At 35.5% G+C, this 5,809-nt stretch carries 5 protein-coding genes; 3 read left to right on the plus strand and 2 right to left on the minus strand.

The window, feature by feature from the left end; translation table 11 throughout:
- Positions 1-224 precede the first annotated feature (224 nt).
- Together ACY65O_RS16840 and ACY65O_RS16845 are read right to left on the minus strand one after the other, a co-directional pair.
- Complete coding sequence (locus tag ACY65O_RS16840; RefSeq protein ID WP_462222024.1) at positions 225-716, minus strand: hypothetical protein; 492 nt, start codon at positions 714-716, stop codon at positions 225-227.
- Complete coding sequence (locus ACY65O_RS16845) at positions 694-2,193, minus strand: carboxypeptidase M32 (protein WP_462222025.1); 1,500 nt, start codon at positions 2,191-2,193, stop codon at positions 694-696. Before ACY65O_RS16845 ends, ACY65O_RS16840 begins: the two co-directional genes overlap by 23 nt.
- Positions 2,194-2,209: 16 nt before the next feature.
- Here ACY65O_RS16845 and ACY65O_RS16850 point away from each other — a divergent pair, with 16 nt between their 5' ends.
- The 3 genes from ACY65O_RS16850 to recN all read left to right on the plus strand — a co-directional run.
- On the plus strand, positions 2,210-3,307 hold the full coding sequence (locus ACY65O_RS16850) for a Nif3-like dinuclear metal center hexameric protein (protein WP_462222026.1): 1,098 nt from the start codon (positions 2,210-2,212) through the stop codon (positions 3,305-3,307).
- A 26-nt stretch (positions 3,308-3,333) separates the two neighbouring features.
- Positions 3,334-4,089 (plus strand): zinc ribbon domain-containing protein, encoded by a 756-nt coding sequence (locus tag ACY65O_RS16855; RefSeq protein ID WP_462222027.1) that lies wholly within the window; start codon positions 3,334-3,336, stop codon positions 4,087-4,089.
- Between the two features lie 128 nt (positions 4,090-4,217).
- Positions 4,218-5,809 (plus strand): DNA repair protein RecN (gene recN / locus ACY65O_RS16860; protein ID WP_462222028.1); only part of this gene is annotated, 1,592 nt, incomplete at its 3' end.

Here is a 5,809-nt window from a genome sequence, read left to right on the forward strand (position 1 = left end):
GACACCACAATTGGTAGTCATTTTTTAAGTGCTTTGTTTTTTATGAATAATTGGACAATGCAGCTTACGCAGCATATTTATATATTACTAATTATAACTTAAAACCCGTTAAAAAATTGTGCTGATTAAGAAATAATCCGCAAGATTATTGTTGATAAAGCCAGTATGGTTTTGATATAAGGTAAACTATAGTCAAAGGTAAATATAAACCAGTTTATCCACAATTATAACCTTTCCATGTGTAAAACTTTGGGTTCCGTGGTTCCCCAAGGTGCTAATTCCATTACCGGAATGGCTTTTTTGGTGAATTTCCATTCTCTGCTTAAAAAAGAAAATGCGGTAACAGAGCTGGGCAGTGTAATAACTAATTTGCTGTAATCGTCATTGCAACTCCATGTTCCAGTTAGTGTAGCAGTTGCTGATGTAGCGGTCATTGGGCCATCCAGTAAAGTATTTTTTATTAGTTTAAAAGTATAGTCGTTATACTGAGCTGTAAGGTCGGTACCATTATCAGTTGCCAGTTTAACTCTAAAATCTTTATTTAAAATATTATCTTCAAAATATTGTTCCAGTAAACTTCTGTTTTTTTCTATTAAGGCAGCTTTACTGCAACCGGTTAACAGTAATAACAAAGCAAATGCAATGGCAATAATAAATCTCGATTTGTACATTACTCCGGGCATTCCTTCCGATTTAAGTGTTGTAAATATGGGCAAATTTTTTAGTTGCATAGCGGATAAAATGGGTACTGTTTAACGTTTCTCCTGTTGCTTTAAAACATAATTCTTCTGATGTATAATATTTTCCGTGTTGATAAATATTTTTGTTTAGCCATTGCAAAAGTGAATTATTATTACCTTCAGCAATTTCTTTTTCTATAGATGCATTTTCTTTTACAATCGCTGCATACAATTGTGCTGCATACAAACTTCCCAGGCTGTATGTGGCAAAATAGCCAAAACTTCCGTGGCTCCAGTGTACATCCTGCAAACAACCGCTTTTATCATCTGCAACTATTATGCCCAGATATTTTTTGTAATGTTCATTCCAGTAAGCAGGAATATCTTTTGTTTTAATACTGCCTTCAATCAGCATTTTTTCTATTTCATACCTTATCATTACATGAAAGTGGTACGTTAATTCATCTGCTTCTGTTCTTATTAAAGATGGCTGAACTTTATTGATGGCTTTGTAGAATTCATCAATAGGGATATTATTCAACTGCTTAGAAAAAAACGTTTTTATTAAAGAAAAATTGTGCTGCCAAAAGGGCAAAGCCCTGCCCACATTGTTTTCCCAAAGGCGGCTTTGGCTTTCGTGAATGCTAAGGCTGCAGTATTCCCCCAGAGGTAAACCATATTGTTCGCCGGGTAAACCCTGTTCGTACAGGGCATGGCCACCTTCATGTATGCAGCTCCAGGCCATGTTGCCAAAATCATTTTCATCAATTCTTGTGGTAACCCTTACATCTGCATTATTAAAATTTATAGTAAACGGGTGCTCACTGATATCCTGGCGGCCTGCCTCAAAATCAAACTGCATGCGTTTTAATATTTCAATACCAAATTTCCATTGGCTGTCTTTATCAAAATGCAGGTGAAGGAAAGAACTGTCCACCTGCGGTTTGTTTTTTATTTCTTCTAATAAAACAGTAAGCTGTGGTTGTAAATCAGCAAAAACTTTATCAACAATAGCTACGGTCAATCCTTTGTCAAAGTCATTCATCAATGCATTATAAGGATGATTTTGGTAACCCAGTAAATCGGCCTCCTGTTTTTTTAATTGTATTAAATCATCCAGAGGTTTTTCAAAAACAGAAAATGAATTATCTTTTCTTGCCTGTATCCATGCATGAAAACTTTTATTAACTGTTTCGCTCATTTGTCTTACAAAATGGCTGGTAAATTTGTTGGCTTTGTTAAAGTCTTCAAGACTTAATTGTACGTTTCTTTTTTCTTTATCGCTTAAATCATCTTTGCTCATTAGCTCATTAAGCAATGCCCCATTTTTTTCATTCGTAAACTGCTGATGTGCAATTTCGGTTAATGTGGCAATCTGCCTTCCTCTAAACTCATTTCCTTTTAGTGGCAGATAAGTTTCCTGGTCCCATTGCAAAACCGCCGAAGCATATTTTACATCAGCAATTTTTTGCATCTTTGTTTTATATTCATCATACAACTCTTCCGTTTTCATACTTTAATTTTAGTAAATGATAATCCAAGATATTACTTCTTTATTAGAAAAAATTGCTCCTGCATCTTTACAGGAAAATTACGACAATGCAGGGCTGATAACCGGTAATGCAAATTGGGAATGTGCTGGCATCATTACTGCATTAGATGCAACTGAAGAAGTGGTACAGGAAGCAATCGAAAAAAAATGCAACCTTATTGTAGCCCATCACCCCATAATTTTTAGCGGCTTAAAAAAAATAACCGGTAAAAATTATGTAGAAAAAACTATTATCGCAGCAATAAAAAATGATATTGCCATCTACGCCATTCACACCAATTTAGATAATGTTTTGCAGGGCGTTAATGGAAAAATTGCAGATAAATTGGGATTAATAAACCGTAAAACATTACAACCTAAAAAAGATATTTTAAAAAAGCTATTCACTTTTGTGCCGGTTGATTTTGCAGAAAAAGTACGCAACGCCATTTTTGCTGCAGGCGGCGGACAAATCAGTAACTACACCGAATGCAGTTTTAATACCGCAGGCTCTGGAACTTTTAAAGCCGGTGAAGGAACAAAGCCCTTCATTGGAAAGATTGGAGAAAGGCATACCGAAAATGAAATAAAAATTGAAGTGATTTTTCCATCCTGGTTAGAGCAAAAGATTTATAATGCCTTGATTACAGCTCACCCTTACGAAGAAGTGGCTTATGATATTGTAGCTTTAGGTAATAGCTCTAATTCTGTTGGCAGTGGATTAATTGGGGAATTGCCAGAATCTTTGGATGAAATGACATTTCTTAAAAATATAAAAGAAAATTTCAATCTCTCTGTTATAAAGCATACTTCATTAACCGGTAAAAAGGTAAAAAAGGCGGCCCTTTGTGGCGGCGCAGGCAGTTTTTTAATTGGCACAGCAGTAGCTGCCGGTGCTGATTTTTATATAAGCTCCGACATTAAATACCACGAGTTTTTTGATGCCAATGGTAAGCTGGTAATTGCCGATATTGGCCATTACGAAAGCGAACAGTTTACAACAGACCTGCTATTTGATATTTTGAGGGAAAAATTCCCTACCTTTGCCGTCCTAAAAACAGAGGTAAAAACCAATCCGGTACAATACTTCCTGTAATTCAAACTATCAAATTTCAAATAGATATGGCTTCAGTAAAAGATTACTCCGTTGAAGAAAAATTAAGTTCATTGGTTAAATTGCAAAAAGTAGATTGCAAACTGGACGAAATTCAAATTTTAAAAGGCGAATTGCCTATTGAGGTTAAAGACCTTGAAGATGAAATTGAAGGATTGCATGCAAGGCAAACCCGTGTGGAAGAAGAGATAAACGGCATCCAGGAGTTTATTGAGCAAAAGAAAGCGGGCATTAAAGAAGCCGATGAGCTGGTAAAAAAATACGAAAAGCAAAGTGACAACGTAAAGAATAACCGTGAGTTTGAAGCAATCAACAAAGAGATTGAAATGCAAACACTGGAAGTAAAACTTTGCGAAAAGCATATTAAAGATGCCACTGAAGAAATTGCTGACAAAGCAAGACAATTAGAGATGGCAAAAAAAGCAGTAAGCACTAAAGAACATAACCTTGCAGGTAAAAAAGGTGAGCTTGAAAAAATTATTGCTGAAACAGAAAAAGAAGAAAAGCATTACAACAAAGAAGCCGCTGCCGCAAGAACGCATGTAGATGAGCGCCTGTTGTTGAGCTACGACCGTATCCGTAAAAATTACCGTAATGGTTTAGCGGTTGTACCTGTAGAAAGAGACAGTTGCGGCGGATGTTTCCACGCTATTCCTCCACAAAAACAAAGCGAAATTAAACTGCGTAAAAAAGTAATGGTTTGCGAAAACTGCGGCCGTATTTTAGTAGATGCAGATTTAAATGATACGGTAGAAGTTAAATAAAAGTAATTAGGAATAAGTAATAAGGAATTTGGAAAGCACTTCAATTTTTGAGGTGCTTTTTCTTTTGTATTAAATTCGTGAAAATTTATGTAATTCGTGGCAAAAAAACTAATTTGCTCTATCAAACTATGCTTTTAAAATTACACATACAGAACTACGCTATCATTGATGATCTGTCAATAGATTTTAGCAACAACTTAAATATTATTACCGGCGAAACGGGTGCAGGAAAAAGTATTTTAATGGGGGCACTGGGTTTAATTTTAGGCGAACGTGCCGACAGCAGTGTATTGCAGCAGAAAGAAAAAAAATGTGTGGTAGAAGGTTTTTTTTATCATGAAAATAAAAATGCCGTAAAACAATTTTTGCAGGATAACGATTTAGATGCTGAAGACGAACTGGTGATAAGAAGAGAAATTGCCGTGAATGGAAAATCGAGGGCCTTTATAAATGATACGCCGGTAAATGTAAACCAGTTGAAAGGCTTAAGTTCTTTGTTGGTGGATCTGCATCAGCAATTTGACACTTTAGAACTGGGCGATGCAGATTTTCAAAGAGAAGTGCTGGATGCATTAGCAGGTAACGGTGAATTGTTGCAACAATATGCAACTGTATTTCATCAATATATAAAAACAAAAAAAGAATTACAGAATTTACAGGCCCAACAAACTGCTGCCAATGCCAGCTTTGATTATAATAAGTTTTTGTTTGACGAACTGGAAGAAGCTGAATTAAAAGAAAACGAACTGGAAGAACTGGATGCGGAATTAAAATTACTGAGCAATGCAGAAAATGTAAAACAACAGTTGGGCAGTATTTATTTTGAGTTGAAAGAAAGCGAACAGCCTGTAGTGCAGCAATTAAAATTGTTACAAAATAAATTGCATTCGCTTGAGCAATACCATACATCAATTGAAGGATTAAATAAAAGTTTACAAAGCGCACAGATAGAATTACAGGATATTTCAGATGAGCTGGAACAAATAAACGATGGTGTACAGTACAGTGCCGAGCGCATTCAACTGGTAAATGATAAAATTTCTGCAGGATACAGGTTGTTGAAAAAACATAGTGTACAATCTACCAATGAATTGTTGGCCATAAAAGAAAATCTTCAATTAAAACTGAATGATGTTTTAAATATTGGCGAAGCAATAACACAGAAGGAAAATCTTTCCAAGCAATTGTTGCAGCAATGTGAGCAGCGGGCAAAAGCAATTTCATCTAACAGAAATAAAACTATTAAACCTTTTACAGAAAAAGTAAATGCATTATTAAAACAGGTGGGCATGCCCAATGCACAAATAAAAATTGAATTAAAACCTGTGGAATTAAATTTATTTGGCAGTGATGCAATAGAATTTTTATTTGATGCCAACAAAAGTAACCGTTTTGAACCTTTGCGTAAAGTAGCCAGTGGCGGAGAACTGAGCCGTTTAATGCTTTGTATAAAATCGCTGGTAGCCCAAAAACTGCAACTGCCTACTTTAATCTTTGATGAAATTGATACGGGCATAAGTGGTGAGGCAGCTAAGCAAGTGGGTAATATAATGAAGGAATTATCTAAGGGCCATCAGTTGATTTCCATAACACATCAACCGCAAATAGCGGCAAAAGCCAATGCCCATTATTTTGTATATAAAGCAATAAAGGGAGATAAGATTATTACCTCTGTTAAGTTATTAAATAATGATGAACGCATTACTGCTATTGCACAAAT

The sequence above is a fragment of the Ferruginibacter sp. genome, assembly GCF_031430955.1.
Classification (GTDB): Bacteria; Bacteroidota; Bacteroidia; order Chitinophagales; family Chitinophagaceae; genus Ferruginibacter.

What these genes read in the sequence shown, in the direction of transcription:
- ACY65O_RS16850 (WP_462222026.1), top strand. Translation starts at nt 2,210, where the DNA reads ATGATAATCCAAGATATTACTTCTTTATTAGAAAAAATTGCTCCTGCA.
- ACY65O_RS16845 (WP_462222025.1), bottom strand. Translation starts at nt 2,193, where the DNA reads ATGAAAACGGAAGAGTTGTATGATGAATATAAAACAAAGATGCAAAAA.
- ACY65O_RS16855 (WP_462222027.1), top strand. Translation starts at nt 3,334, where the DNA reads ATGGCTTCAGTAAAAGATTACTCCGTTGAAGAAAAATTAAGTTCATTG.